Source organism: Bradyrhizobium sp. Rc3b (assembly GCF_900114915.1).
In the GTDB taxonomy this organism is placed as follows: domain Bacteria; phylum Pseudomonadota; class Alphaproteobacteria; order Rhizobiales; family Xanthobacteraceae; genus Bradyrhizobium.
Genome location: NZ_FOUS01000003.1, coordinates 380,547 through 394,595 on the forward strand (window position 1 = coordinate 380,547; position 14,049 = coordinate 394,595).

Here is a 14,049-nt window from a genome sequence, read left to right on the forward strand (position 1 = left end):
CAGGGCTTCGGAAGACTGACGGCATCGATGAGCGGCTTGACGTCGATCGATAACCCTTCGACCGGTCGGGCGAGAAGGACACCACAGCAATCAGCCCGACTTGACGGCCTCGCTCAACGTGCCGGCCACTCGGCCAAGTGAGGCTCAGTGAAACTGGCCGGATGCAGGCTTCGGACTCCGGCAAGATGTGCCAGATCGTCGATCCGCGGTTGAGGCCGAATGACCAGGCTCTCTGCCGGCAACCGCATCGGCGGCGGCGAAAGCGGTGTGGGCTTCGCGCCAGTTGTAACAATTTGAGGCAACGGCACGGCCATTGACCAGATGTTCTTGAGCATCGCCCTGTTCACGGAGCATGCGACGACACCGTTCTCTTTCAGACGGGCGACGGTAAAGAGCTTGCGAATCAGCAGGTCTCGTTCAAGCGATTGCGGCAAATGGAACTGCATCCCGGCCAGCCGGCCTCGTTGCTGCACAATCATCGCGTCGATCCAGCCCACCTGCATGATGTGCACGCGCAGCGGTTCTCCAGCGCCGGAACAGTCAATGCCGGAGCCGAGCAGAACGCCAGCGCCAGAGAGGGAGATGTTGCTCACGCGCCCAGAAAGCCGTTCGCCGGCCCCGGTCTCGATCAAGACCGATTCATCGACGTCGAAACGCTCCTCGGCGCGGCCCATCCGGGCTTGCAGCGAGGTCATGCAGACGAAGAAGAGCACGACGACGTTCACCACCGACCAGAAGGCGACCATCGGTAAAGCGGCCGGATGATCGATCATCCGCCATTCCGGGATGGTGTTCAGAACCAGGCCGACAACCGTCAACGCCATCAGCGCCGCCGACGGCCAGAATATCTCCGCGGCGTAGCTTGCGCACCGCGCGGCAGCTCCCTTGGGCGTCACCTTGAACGCATGTCCCATCGGCTTGACGAGAGTCCCGAGCACCGTCGGCAGAATCTTGAAGCTCTGGATCGTCGCCGACACCTGAGCGGCGAGCGGAAAGTGCACGTGCGGCGCAAACCAGGAGATGCCGCCGTTGAGCGCCAGGATCGCGGGGAACAGGTAAAAGAAGACCGCCTCGGGGGTGACGTCGGCGACAGGCGCTAGACCGGTCCACATGAACACGATCGGAACCACCACGACCATGAGCGCTCGCAAGCCCAATGAGAGCCAATGAGTCGGAAAGAACAGGAGCCGATGCATCAAGCCCAGTCCGGGGCCGAGCGGGCCGGCGGCGAGATACAGAGTCTGGATCGCGCCACGCGCCCAGCGTTGCCGTTGCACGAAAAACGCGTCAAGGCTTTCCGGCGCCAATCCAATCGCCAATGGCTCGTTGAGATAACGGGTGATGTACCCTTTGCGCAGCAGGACCAGCGTCAGCAGAATGTCTTCGGTAATGGACTGGGTCGGCAAGGCATCCCCAACCACGCGAAGTGCGGCACGACGCGTGACGGAGTTGGAACCACAACAAAAGGCACCATCCCAGCCGTCGCGCGCGGGCATGATGGAATCGAAGAAGAACCGTTGCTCGTCCGGCAATCCCCTGTGCAGGCCGAGATTCGCCTGCATCGGATCCTCGTTGTAAAAGGTGTGCGGGATCTGAACGATTCCGATCTTTGGATCCGCGAAGAAGCCGATCGTGCGCATCAGGAATTTGCACTGCGGCACGAAGTCCGCGTCAAAGATCGCAAAGAACTCGCCGTTCGTCTGCGTCAGCGCATGATTGATATTACCGGCCTTGGCATTCAGGTTGTCGGCGCGCGTGAGATACCCGGCACCCTTTTCCTCGCAGAGTTTCTTGAGCCAAGGCCGGCGACCATCATCCAGAACCCAGACCTGGAAGTTTGGATAGTCCAGACACAACGCGCCGGTGATCGTCTTTTCCAACACCTCGAACGGCTCGTCATAGGTTGGAATAAGGACGTCGACCGATGGCAGCTCATCATGCGGCAAGCTGCGAAGCCGACGCTCGTGCTGATCCGCCTCGCTGCGGCGATCGGTCCTGCGAAGGAAAATCAGATAAAGGATAAACTGATCCGTGAAGGTCAGTAGCTCAACGAAGAGACAGAACCAGATCCAGTAGACCTGATACCAAGTGCCGGTTGCCGGCAGCACCGTGGTGAAAATACGCCATTCGAGATAGCGAGCCACGACAAGCCAGACCGCGGCAAAGACCGCGACACGTGCCCAAAGGCGCGCGACTGGAAAGGTCGGCGCCAACAGGTACATCGCCGCAAAGATCCCCACCATCGGCGCGAACAGCTGAGAGAGAGACAGAGTCATGGCCTGCATGGAACACCTCGCTCACAGCGACGACTGGTCGAGCTCCAGGCGCGCAGTCAGCCATTTCAACTTCGAGCTGACCAATCGTAGCAAGCCGTCGGCTCTGCGCTCGAAGCGCACTTCGGCCAGCCGTCCGATATCGCAGGAGCCATTGCGGTCGGCCCACGTTTCGTTGGGGGGAAGCGATATCTCAACGGTAATGTTGCCCGGATCAGGCCGCGGCACCCGAGCCGCAAGCAGTCGATCGTCGGCGTAAGCAGCCGATCCGCGGACTTGCCGGACCAGGCCGGTCTTCCATTCGCCGCTCCCGATCAGGCGGACGGTAGCCGCATCTCCGGCCTTGATCTTCTCGAAATCGCGCTCGGGCAGTTCAACGACAATGAATCGGCGTTGGCAGTCTGCAAAATCGAGGACCGATTGCCCTTCCGTGACCATCGAGCCGGGGCTGGCCGCGACCGACCAGACGACATGGGCGGCCGGCAACGACAGATCGTAGTGATCGAGACGATCAAGCCGAGCGCGCTCCTCGGCGATTTCCGCGGCCAGTTGCGCAGAACGTGAGCTGTTTTGCAACTCGTCCGTCTCGAGCTCCTGGCGGCGGAGAACAAGCCGCTCGCGTTGCTGCTGGGAGTAGGGCACGTCATTGGCATCGCCACGAAGATAGAGACCTTTCTCCGCCGCCCCCAACTCGGTCTTGAGGCGCTGCAGGCGTTCATCGGCCATCCGGCACCGCGTTGCGGTTGCCTCCTGCGAGGCTTGGGCCTCGCCGGAGCGGATCTGCGAACTGATGCCGAGCTTCACGAGCCTCTCCATCCGGCCCGCGACATCGTTCCGCTGCCGCGCCTCGGCGAGACAGCCGCCTTTTTCAACTTCCGTTTCGCCGATTTCGTGGCTCAGGCGCGCGACCATCCCCAAACGATAGTCCTCGCTGCGCTCGCCGAGCTTGCGATCGAGCTCGGCGATCTCCTCGAGTTGCCGACGTGCGAGCTCGGCGCGTTTGGTGGACACGGCAAGCTGCTGATCGAGGTCCATGAGGTGTCGGCGATCCGGCGAACGCGCCCCGACCATCGGCACCACCCGGCTCTGCTGGAAATATTCGCCCTTGCGTGGAAGATCAGGCGAGAGCTGACCCGCGAACGGTGCAGTCACCCGCATGAGCTCGGCATTGACAAAGGCGGAGGGAGCGATTCGGTAGGTCACATACGGCAACAGGGCCCATCCGCTCAGCGCGATGATCCCGAGCGCCAGAGCTCGGCGAACAACCCGGCTGCGAATGAAACGTTCGACGTGCAAACGGACCACGACTGGATCTCCAATGGGCTTTGGTCGCTGCGCCTGCCGCAGCGAAGGCAAACCAATCGTCGGGCGTTGGGATGAAGTTTGCGCCTTGAGGCAAGGAGCAATCCGACAACATTGCCGCCAGCCGAAATCAGGATTCGCCACCGCGGCAGACTCGCCTTCGCAACCACGAGAAGCATACCTAGGATTCACCACATCAGGTTAAGCCGTGTCAAAACCGGATAACTACGGCTGCCGAGTCGAGGATCAGGATATCGCCCCATTCCGGCTTGAAGTCGGCGCGGCGCTTGCGGCGATCGAATGGCGCGGCTAACGCCCATTCCCAAGCAGCTCTTTCGCTTCCAGGACTTCGGGAAGATTTCGCTCCGCATCGAATTCGGCGAGCACAGGAGCGAGCACTTCAGAGACCGCACCAGCTCGGCCATTTGTCTTGTACAGGCGTGCAAGTTCAAGGGCGCCGCGCAGCTCGAAAGTCCTGGTCTGCTGGTGTCGCGCGATGTCCAGCGCGCGCTTGAAGGCTTCTTCGGCACTGGATTCGTCCGAAGGATCATGGCGCGATACAAGTTTACCGCGGACACGATGCAGCTCGGCATCGAGCCAATGCTGGCCGGATTGTTCCGTCCCGGCGATCGATTCGTCCAGGATTTCCAGGCCGGTCCCGATTTCGCCCACTTCTGCATTCGCCAGGGCGACATGCATTCCCCAGAACGGTTCGCAGAGGTAGCAGTCGTTCTCGTGCAGGAAGGCCCAGCCGTGACGCATGTCCGCCAGTCCGGCCATTCGGTCGCCGGCACGCCACTTGGCGAGGCCATTCAGGTAGGTGCCCGCGGCCACGTACAGCGGCATCGTGTGGTCGCGCGCGAGACCGAGCGCCAGGATCGTCTCTGTTTGCTGCAACATGCCCCCGCATACCCCGTCGAACACAGCGCGATGAACCAGCGCATTGGCCTGGGACAGCGCCCGTTTTTCGCCCGGAGCACCCACCGCTTCCGCGGCGAGCTTGCGCGCACGAGCGGTGCTACCGAGCGGCCAGAGCACCAGGGCAAGAAATCTCATGATCACGAACGGCAGATCCAGCGCAGACGCCCTGAAGGTCGCGGGATCCGGTTCGGCACCATAGATCCCCAGCGCCCGCTCAAGATGCGTTCTCGCATTCAAGTAATCGCCCTCGAACCAGCAGGTGACGCCGCCCGTCCAATGGGCGACGACGGCGGCCACCGGCGAGTCCGGTCGTCGGTCAGCGGCGCTCCTGATGGCGTCCGCCAGCTCCCGCATCGGAGCGAGTTCGCCGTGGGTCAGGCAGGCATTGAAGAGCCCCGACTGCACCGGCGCAAGTTCAACGGGATCATCGATGTCGGCTGCGAACTGTCGCGCACGCGTCCATGCCGCGACCGTCTCTGGAGCGCTGTGGCCGAGGCTGCCCCGCAAGGCACGGCCATATGCGATTTGAAGATGCAGCCTGCTCATGATCCGGCGGGGATCATCAGGCAACTGATCGGCGGTCGCAATGGCCTTGCCGAGATGCGCGATCGCCTCGGAATAGGCCGAGCGTTTCAACGCCTGCTGGCCCGCCTTGCGCCACCATTCGAGGGCCGTCTCGCTCAGCCCCGCCTCAGTGAAGTGGTGCGCCAGAACTTCCGGTTCGGTCTCGGCGACTGCTGGAAACTTCTCGCCCAGGACATCGCCAATGCGGGTATGAAGCAGCTGCCGTTTGCTCTTCAGCAGACTCTCGTAGGCCGCCTCCTGAACAAGGGCGTGCTTGAAACTGTAATTTGCTTCGGGCGGCGTGCCACGACGCAACAGCAGTTCGGCCTCTTCAAGTTGTCCCAACGCAGCGTTCAGCGTCAGATCGTCGCGTCCCGCCACGGTTTTCAGCAGTGCGTACGAGAAGTCACGGCCAATGGCGGCGCCTATCTGCGCTACCTCCTTGACCGGAGCGAGCCGGTCGAGCCGCGCCATCAGCGAATCCTGCAGCGTCGCGGGGATAGCAAGCGGCGGGAGCGGACTATTCAGGCGGTAGCGCCCGGCATCTTCGACGAGCAGCCCGGACTCCAGCACCATCTTGGTCAACTCTTCGACGAATAGCGGTATGCCATCGGTCTTGTCGATGATCTGCTTCATCATCTCGCGTGGCAGCTGGCGACCGACGACCACCTGCTCGACCAGCGCGCGCGTGTCCTGCCGATCGAGCCGGTCGAGCCGCAACAGACTGACATTGGCAAGGCCCGACCAGGAGGGCTCGAACTCCGGCCGGGACGTCAAGAGCACGAGTATCTGCAGGCCCCTGATCCGATCGACCGCGAGATCGAACAGTTCAAGTGTCGTCGCATCGGCCCAATGCATATCCTCGCAGATGATCAGCAGAGGCTGGTCTCGCGCCAATCCCTCGAGCTGATCGAGAAGGGCGGCAAATGTCTGTCGCCTCTGCTGCGCCGGGCTCAAGCCGAGTGGCGGGCAATGGTCGCCGGTCGGAATCGAGAGCAGGGCCGCAATGAGCGGCGTGGCCCGGGCGACTTGCCGGGTTCCTATTGCCAGCATCGCCTCGAGCTTGTCGAGCTTTTGTTCTGGCGTGTCGTGGGAGCGGATTCCGGCGGCGCGCTCGAGCTGCGCGACAAAGGGATGAAGTGCGCTGTTGGTGTGGTAAGGCGAACACTGATATCGCACGCGACGGTGCGTCCCCAACGAGGGGCTCTCGGACAGCATTGCCACGATGCGCGACTTGCCGATGCCCGCTTCGCCGGAAATCAATACGATCTGGCCCTGGCCCTGCCATGCCTCCCGCTGGCGCGAGAGAATGAACTCGATCTCGTCCTTGCGGCCGACAAAGCCGATCGAGCGCGCGGCGCGGACCGCCTCGAAGCGACTCTCCGATGAGGTCGCTCCTTCCACCGCCCAGACCGCGATGGGTTCGCCTATCCCCTTGACCTCGCGGCGGCCGAGATTGCGAAAGGTGAAGAGATCGCCAAGTAGCCGGCGCGTCGACGAGGCAACGACGACCGCCCCCGGCTCGGCCAGGCTTTGAAGCCGAGCAGCGAGGTTTGGTGCATCGCCGATGGTTGCGTGCTCCTCCGATGCATCTCCGCTGATGAGATCGCCGACCACCACAAGCCCGGTCGCAATTGCGATCCGCAGTTCAACCCGTTCGCCGGCGCCTGTCTTGAGTTGGCGAATCGCAGCGATAATATCGAGGCCCGCTCGCACTGCCCGCTCCGCATCATCTTCGTGGGCGCGCGGATACCCGAAATAGACGAGTATTCCGTCACCGACGAACCTGGCTATCCTGCCGTCATAAGCGGCAATGACGCTCCCGCAGGCGGCGCGGTACGCCCGGATCACTTCCCACAGATCCTCGGGATCGAGACGCGCCGAGAGCGCTGTCGAGCCGACCAGATCGCAAAACATGACGGTGAGGTGGCGACGCTCGGCGTCGTGAGGAGGAGCCGGCGATGCGATCAACGCGGCTGGATCAAGGTCGGCAATCGCACGCAGCATTTTGCGGCGATGCCCGAGCAGGACTCCGAGCTTGTCGAAGTCCTCGACCATCAGCTCGGGAAGGACGCCCATGTCGATCCCATTTTGGACAAAACGCTCTGCGTATTGCCCAAGCCCCAGCTTCTCGAGCCACTCCGCAATCTGCATTGGCTCCACCGATCGTGTGGTTGGCGGTTAGCAGAATTTTGGACCACGGCGCGCAGGGACAATATCCCAACGCCACCATGATGGCACGTCTTGTTTGTCGCGCGAAAATTTAGGTTACTCGATACCGACACGTTTTTCGACCGGGACACTGCTCGATGCGAACGGCTGCGCTACCAAACATCGCCCGCGCGCAGCGTTAGATGGCAGAGGTTGCGATGAGTCGTCGCTGCTCACTGCAGACCTGAAGCCGAACCAACACTGCGGCTTGTGCGCACATACGATGCCAAGTGCACGTTTCCCGTGAGGTGCACTTTTATCGTTGCTCGTTCGTGGGCGCATCGGAGCTGCGAGTCATTGCACCCGCCGCAACTTGAAGCGAAGAACCAACCACCCAACAGCCGGCAACAAAGCCTATCAGGCCGTTAGGCAGGTTTTGATCAAGGACAAGGATGCTGACGGACAGCGTTGCGGCAATCGCCGCGCTGAACGTTCCAGCCGCACTCATGAGCTCAGCCGGCTCAGAACCATTCCATTCTTCCGAGATGTTCGATGTCGCCCTTCGTGCGACATTGCCGGACAAATCAATCCCGACATAATAGCTGAGAGCTCCATAGAGCATTGTTATCAGCACGATCCAGCCGCTTTCAAACATTCCGCCTTTCTGACGCAACAGGGTCGCACCCACATAGAGGCCACAAGAGGCCCCAACGGCTGCCAGCCCAATTCTTTCAAGAAGGTGGGCCGACTTGATCAGGCTGGAACGGGCGATCCGAAGACTGCCGACCTGCCTTCTTAGGGAAAAGGCGCTGGAAATTGCGCTGCTAATCTTCATTGGGGGCTCCTCTGAGTAAGTAGCAGCCTACCGGCCGACCCCGACTAGAAGCTGCCAGGACGCGTTTCTCGATGCCCTTGATTCCAATTTCTGAAAGATCTGTGTTGAGTGATGGGGTTGGCTTGCTCGTGACCAGGACGAGAGCCAATCCAAAGCTGCGAGCACGCGGCTTCGCAGGCATTTGCATCTCACCCGTGTCTGCCAGTTGGCTCCAGGTGCGACAATTTCTTGCGGGAGTGATAGCTCGAAAAGAGAGTGATGGAATATGAGGCGGTTCACATGCCGCAGTTCCCTCTCGCTCCATCCAGTCACAATTTCAGGAGGACAAATCCTCATCGTCGCGCCACCCCTCCCCCCAAGAGGAGAGAACCCTCACCCGGCGCTGCGCGCCGACCTCACCCGCAAGCGGGAGAGGTAAAAGGAGCTCTTGGCTAGACCGGTGTTCCCATCACCATCACGCCCTCAGTAACCGCGAGTGCGATCGACACGCCCCGGCAACTCCTCGCCGCGACGGTGACGGTCGATGACATCGAGCACGAAATCGACGGCCGTGTCCGGCGTCGTCATGCTGGCATTGTGCGGCGTCAGCAGGATGCCCGGATGGCTCCAGAACGGATGTCCCTCAGGCAACGGCTCGGGTTCGGTGACATCGAGCACCGCGCCTGATAGCGCACCGCTGTCGAGGGCCGCGAGGAAATCGGCCTCGATGAGATGCGGTCCTCGTCCGACATTGACGAGGGACGCACCGCGCGGCAGGCGCGCGAACAAATCCGCGTTGAGGATGCCGCGGGTCTCGTCGGTCAACGGCAGCAGGCAGACGAGGATGTCGCTCTGTGCGAGGAAATCTGGCAGCGCGTCTGCACCCACGTGGCAGGTCACGCCCTCGATCTCACGCGCCGAGCGATTCCATCCCGAGAGCGGGAAGCCGAACACCTTGAGGCGTTCGAGCACGGCCTGGCCGAGCTGGCCAAGCCCCATCACGCCGACACGCCGCCGTTTCGCCGGCGTGATCCGGATCTCGCGCCAGACCTGCTGCTTCTGCTGATCGATGAACTGCAGGAGGTCGCGATGCAGACCGAGCACGGCCATGGTGACGTACTCCACCATGGTCTCGGCGATGCCGGGCTCCAGCATGCGGACAAGCGGAATGTGCGCGGGCACTTTCGTGGCATCGAACTGATCGACGCCAGCGCCGACCGAGAAGACCAGCTCGAGATTGGGAAACGTCGTCGCGATATCGTCAGGCGGCACCCACGCAACGAGATAGCGGACGTTGGCGGGATCGCCGATATCAGGCCAGAGCCGGAATGGGACGTCGGGCGCACGCTCCGCGAAGAAGCGCGCCCATTCGGCACCGCGAACCATGTTGGCCTTGTAGAGAACGGTCATGCGAGCCCTCAGAACGGGCTGACCGGTGCGAGCCGGCGGCCGTCGATCATGCGCTTGTGGCTGTAGGCCGCGGGATCGACCAGCGGCGTGGTGCCGGTCACGATATCGGCGGCGAGCTTGCCTGCGGCGGGGCCGATGCCAAAGCCGTGGCCGGAGAATCCGGTCGCGAGGAAAAAGCCCGGCAAGGCGTCGACCGGCGAGATCACGGGGATCGTGTCCGGCGTGCAGTCGATGGTGCCGCCCCAGGCTTCCGCGATCTCGATGTCCTTGAGTTCAGGGTTGGCCTTGACCAATGAGGCGAGCGCAGCATTCACCAGCGACATGTCGGGCTCGGGATCGCGCACGCGCTCGGTCTCGAACGGCGACGGCTTGTCAAAGCTCCAGCTGGTGCCGCGCACGATCTGGTCGATGAAGGACTTGCCCAACGACAGCTTCAGTCCGCTCTTGCGATGCAAATAGGTTGGCCAGAAGGTGCGCGCATAGCGGAACAGATCGGGCGACAGCTCGACCGTGCCGCGGTTGCGCAGCGCCAGCGTGAAGCCGCCGTCGAGGCGGCGGCGGACGCAGTAGAGATCGGTGCCCAGCGCGCCCGAGGTGATCTCCGGCCCCGGCGTGGTCCGGCAGGCGGTGGCGTTGACGAGGCCGATCGGCAGCTCGATGCCGTGACGGCGGCAGAACAGCGACGACCATGCGCCGCCCGACAGCAGCACGGACTGGGTGCGGATGGTGCCCTTCTCGGTGACGACGGCGCTGACCCGCCCACCGGTCGTCTCCAGTCCCCGCGCGGCGCAGCCCTGATGGATGGTGACGCCGTGCTTTCGCGCGGCGGTGGCCAGCGCGGGCACGGCCATCGACGGCTCGGCACGCCCGTCGCTCGGCGTATGTAGGCCGCCGACCCACTGGTCGGTATTGCCCGGCATGCGCTCGGCAACCTCGGCCGGCGTCAGGACGGTGGAGTGGACCTGCATCTCGCGCGCGACCGCGGCCCAGCGCTCCCAGCTCGCAAGCTCGTCCTTGCTCTTGGTCAGGAACAGAACGCCGGTGCGGCGGAAGCCGGCATCGACGCCGGCGTCGTTCTGCATGTCCTCCCACAGCCGCAGCGCCTCGCGAGCCAGCGGGATCTCCTCGCGCGCGCGGCCCTGCTGGCGGCACCAGCCCCAATTGCGGCTCGACTGCTCGCCGCCGACGTGGCCCTTCTCGACCAGCGCGACCGAGAGGCCCTTCTTCGCCAGATGATAGGCCGCGGAGACACCGATGACGCCGCCGCCGATGACGACGACATCGACCTGCTGCGGCAGGCGTTCGTCGCTGTTGATACGGTTGAGCGGCGGGGACATGGAGCACTCCTGGAGTTCAGTTCGAACGATCACGCCTCAGTACAGCTGTCAATCGCATTGCTTGTATGCGCGCCTCCTTGCCATGCGATTCGCCCGCAGGTTGAGGCCGAAGAAAGGCTGGCGGCCGACACCACCGCAAATTGCCCCTCGACGCCGCCGCGCGGAGTCTGTAGCTCACATCAAAGCGGCACCCGGGACCGGGCGGCCAGTGCGGTAGTCTTCTTTGGTGGGAGACCATGAAACTCAGGGGGCTTCTGACACTCGCGATGGCCGCACAGGTCGTGGTGACCGCGGCGGCCCTTCTCGCCTCCTATGCCGTGGCCGGACCCGGGTTCGGCATGGCCCAGATCGCAGCCTTAATCGCAAGCGCCGCCGTTGCCGCGCTGCTCGTGCACCTCTGCACGCGCGCGATCGAGAGATCGGAGGACAAGCGCGCCGCGGGACGATCGGCGGAAGACGCGCGAGCACGCACCGACGGCGCGCAGATGATGCAAGCCGTCATCAAGACCGCGCTCGATGCCTTCATTCAAATCGACGACAGCGGCGCCGTGCTGGAGTGGAGCTTTCAGGCGGAGGCCCTGACCGGATGGACGCGCGAGGAGGCGCTCGGTGCCGACGTCGTCGACCTCATCGTCGCCGAGCCGCTGCGGGCCGCCTTCAGGCAGCGCATGGCGCGGCTGGTGCCGGAATTGTCGGACACGCCGTCCGGCCTGCGCTTCGAGCTCGCCCTGATCCACCGGAACGGCGACCAGATCCTGGCCGAGGCGTCCAGCACGGTGTTGCGGCTGGGTGGACGCGCCGTCATCAACACCTTCGTCAGGGACATCACCCAGAAACGCGCTGCCGAGGAGCAGCTAGTGCAGTCCCAGAAGATGGAGGCGGTCGGGCAGCTCACCGGCGGCATCGCACATGAATTCAACAACATGCTCACGGTGATCACAGGCACGATCGAGATCCTGGCCGACGCCGTCAGGGACAACCCGCCGCTTGCGACCATCACCAAGCTGATCAGCGAGGCCGCCGATCGCGGCGCCGCGCTGACCTCGAGCCTGCTGTCCTTTGCCCGCAAGCAGGCGCTGCAGCCGGCCGAGATCGACGTCAATGAGCTGCTGGAAGAGCTGGCAAAGCTGCTGCTGGCGACCTTCGACAAGAAGATCGAGATCGTGACCAGGCTCGACCGCAACGTCTGGCTCGCCTATGCCGACCGCGGCCAGCTGAGCTCGGCGCTGCTCAACCTCGCGATCAACGCGCGCGACGCCATGCTGGACGCCGGCAGGCTGACGCTGACGACGCGCAACGTCGTGTTCGGCGTGCGCGAGGCCGTCGCGGTCGGCGCCGGCTATGCCGGCGACTATGTCGAGATCGAGATTGCCGACACCGGCACCGGCATTCCGCAGGCCATCCTGGAGCGGATCTTCGATCCGTTCTTCTCCACCAAGGACGTCGGCAAGGGCACGGGACTCGGGCTCAGCATGGTGTTCGGTTTCGTCAAGCAGTCCGGCGGCGGCATCAAGGTCGCCTCCGAAGAAGGACGCGGCACGATCTTCACGCTCTATTTGCCGAAGGCGGAGGCGAGCGCGCTGCGCCCGACCGGCTATGACGACCGCAAGATCGTGGGCGGCAGGGAAACCGTCCTCTGCGTCGAAGACGACCGCGACGTCCGCCAATACGTCACGGTCCAGCTCCAAGGTCTCGGCTACAAGGTCATCCCGGCCGCCAATGCGAACGAGGCGCTCGCGATTGCGGCCGAAGGCAGGTCCTTCGACCTGCTCTTCACCGACATCGTGATGGCCGGCGGCATGAATGGACGCGAGCTCGCCGAGCAGATGGTGGCGGCGCGCCCCTCTCTTCGGGTGCTGTTCACGTCGGGCTACGCCTACGATTCGCTGCACGCGCAGGGACGTGCGACGATGGGCGCGCCGCTCTTGAGAAAGCCTTACCGCAAGGCCGAGCTCGCCCGCATGCTGCGCCGCTGCCTCGACACCGCCGTCGATTCCGCCGGCGACGCGATCCCGACGCCCTATTCGGTGCAGGCTGATGTCGAGGCGTTCCTGCGCAGACAGGCGGCCGACGATAACGGCACGATGCGGCCGCGGAAATAGCTCTCTCGCGCTAGCTCAATCGTCGCCGCAGCGTCGCCGACGGCGTCTCGCCGAATTTTTCGCGGTAGGCGCCGGCCATGCGGCTGAGATGGGTGAAGCCGAGATCGAAGGCGATCTCGGTGATGGAGGCATCGGGCGCGGCCTGCGCCAGGCGGGCGTGCAGACCGGCGAGGCGCATGTCGAGCAGCATCTGCGAGATCGACAGGCCGAAGTGACGGCGGAAGCCGAGCTGGAGCGCGCGGATGCCGATGCCGGCGGCACAGGCGAGCTGTGCAAGGTCGAGCGGCTCGCCGGCATTGTCCGCAAGATGGTCCCGCGCCGCGCGGAGCGCGCGCGGCAGCCGCTCGGCCTGCCCCGAAAACGTTTGAATCGCATCCGACAGGCCATGGCGCTGACCGTTGAGCAGGTGATCGAGCAGCAGCTCGCGCCAATCGGCCATCGCGACCGCCGACAGCCGGCCGGAGGGACCGAGACGTTCGGCGAGCTTCATCAACTCGGCGAGACTACCGCGCAAGGCGCGCCCGGCCGGCGCCTCCAAATCGATCACGGGATCGAACTCGACCGTGCCTGACGCCCTGCCCGACAGCGCCGCGGCGCGCTGCTCGACCATGCGGCGGTCAAACAGCAGGATCGCCTGCGCGCAGTCGCGCCACATCATCCGGGTCGGGATCGTCGGCGACAGCAGCGACGCCGTCCGCTCCGGCGCGGCGTCGAGCTCGGTCGTGCCGGCGCGAATATAGGCCGTGCCGGTGAGCGGGACCTGCACCAGGAAGAAGCGCTCGAGGCAGCCCGGATCGATGCCGACCGATCCGCCATAGGCCACGTAATTGATGGAAAAGCCGTCGAAGCCGGCGCAATTGTGCCGGGCGGAGAAGCCGGCCGCGCGCGCCTGTGCCGGCTTGAGATCGTGCGGGCAGAAGATGCGCCCGATCTGTTCGGCCGCTTCGTCGACATCGTCGGTGGTGACGCGGGCGAAATCCGCGAGCCGTTCGGCCGCAGGCGCCCTTGCGCTCATTTCCAGCACGGCTGCGAACATGGTTGACCACGCTTCGCGTCACGGAATTGCTTTAAGCCTATAATAGTTCCCCGGACGCGGAAAGGGCCGGCGTCGGCAAAATCGTCATGCTGCAGGGCAACAGGCGCTCGCGGATTCGTTTAGCGGATAGACAGGCGAC

The 14,049-nt window shown here is 63.9% G+C and carries 8 protein-coding genes; 1 reads left to right on the forward strand and 7 read right to left on the reverse strand.

Annotated elements, in window-relative coordinates:
- Positions 1 to 113 precede the first annotated feature (113 nt).
- The 6 genes from BM190_RS08660 to BM190_RS08685 form a co-directional block, all read right to left on the reverse strand.
- On the reverse strand, positions 114 to 2,285 hold the full coding sequence (locus tag BM190_RS08660) for a glycosyltransferase (RefSeq protein WP_143109026.1): 2,172 nt from the start codon (positions 2,283 to 2,285) through the stop codon (positions 114 to 116).
- A 12-nt stretch (positions 2,286 to 2,297) separates the two neighbouring features.
- Positions 2,298 to 3,578 carry an HlyD family secretion protein gene (locus BM190_RS08665; RefSeq protein WP_244550624.1) on the reverse strand — a complete coding sequence of 427 codons (1,281 nt, stop codon included), beginning with the start codon at positions 3,576 to 3,578 and terminating at the stop codon, positions 2,298 to 2,300.
- 306 nt (positions 3,579 to 3,884) lie between these two features.
- The gene (locus tag BM190_RS08670; RefSeq protein ID WP_177236972.1) at positions 3,885 to 7,214 is read right to left on the reverse strand and encodes an adenylate/guanylate cyclase domain-containing protein; all 3,330 of its coding nucleotides are present in this window, start codon (positions 7,212 to 7,214) and stop codon (positions 3,885 to 3,887) included.
- Between the two features lie 313 nt (positions 7,215 to 7,527).
- The gene (locus BM190_RS08675; protein WP_018318571.1) at positions 7,528 to 8,046 is read right to left on the reverse strand and encodes a hypothetical protein; all 519 of its coding nucleotides are present in this window, start codon (positions 8,044 to 8,046) and stop codon (positions 7,528 to 7,530) included.
- 462 nt (positions 8,047 to 8,508) lie between these two features.
- Positions 8,509 to 9,435, reverse strand: a complete 927-nt coding sequence (locus BM190_RS08680; RefSeq protein WP_092253598.1) for a 2-hydroxyacid dehydrogenase — start codon at positions 9,433 to 9,435, stop codon at positions 8,509 to 8,511.
- 8 nt (positions 9,436 to 9,443) lie between these two features.
- On the reverse strand, positions 9,444 to 10,772 hold the full coding sequence (locus tag BM190_RS08685; protein WP_092253600.1) for an NAD(P)/FAD-dependent oxidoreductase: 1,329 nt from the start codon (positions 10,770 to 10,772) through the stop codon (positions 9,444 to 9,446).
- Between the two features lie 236 nt (positions 10,773 to 11,008).
- On the opposite strand from BM190_RS08685, the gene BM190_RS08690 reads away from it, so the two are divergent.
- The gene (locus BM190_RS08690; protein WP_092253602.1) at positions 11,009 to 12,874 is read left to right on the forward strand and encodes an ATP-binding protein; all 1,866 of its coding nucleotides are present in this window, start codon (positions 11,009 to 11,011) and stop codon (positions 12,872 to 12,874) included.
- A 10-nt stretch (positions 12,875 to 12,884) separates the two neighbouring features.
- Here the strand turns inward: BM190_RS08690 and BM190_RS08695 are convergent, their stop codons facing one another.
- Positions 12,885 to 13,910 carry an AraC family transcriptional regulator gene (locus BM190_RS08695; RefSeq protein WP_092253604.1) on the reverse strand — a complete coding sequence of 342 codons (1,026 nt, stop codon included), beginning with the start codon at positions 13,908 to 13,910 and terminating at the stop codon, positions 12,885 to 12,887.
- Positions 13,911 to 14,049: the final 139 nt, after the last annotated feature.